3 tRNA genes are annotated in these 360 nt (G+C 53.1%); all 3 read left to right on the plus strand.

Going from position 1 to position 360, the window contains the following annotated elements:
- The first annotated feature begins 41 nt into the window (after positions 1-41).
- Positions 42-118 (plus strand) — tRNA-Pro (locus K9V48_RS28720).
- Positions 119-145: 27 nt separating this feature from the next.
- Positions 146-218: transfer RNA gene (locus K9V48_RS28725), tRNA-Ala, on the plus strand.
- A 15-nt stretch (positions 219-233) separates the two neighbouring features.
- Positions 234-326: transfer RNA gene (locus K9V48_RS28730), tRNA-Ser, on the plus strand.
- Positions 327-360 lie beyond the last annotated feature (34 nt).

Here is a 360-nt window from a genome sequence, read left to right on the forward strand (position 1 = left end):
AAAAGGTTAGGGGTTCGACTCCTCTCGGGCGCGCCAATAACCGGGAAGTAGCTCAGCTTGGTAGAGCACTTGGTTTGGGACCAAGGGGTCGCAGGTTCGAATCCTGTCTTCCCGACCATTCCCTAAATTAAAATATCTTGATCTTGGGGCCTTAGCTCAGCTGGGAGAGCGCCTGCCTTGCACGCAGGAGGTCAGCGGTTCGATCCCGCTAGGCTCCACTTATTCATTTATACGGAGGAATACCCAAGTCCGGCTGAAGGGATCGGTCTTGAAAACCGACAGGGGTGTCAAAACCCGCGGGGGTTCGAATCCCCCTTCCTCCTCCAGATTTATTTATGTAGTTACTCTTATTATCGCGGG

The organism is Metabacillus rhizolycopersici (genome assembly GCF_020075705.1).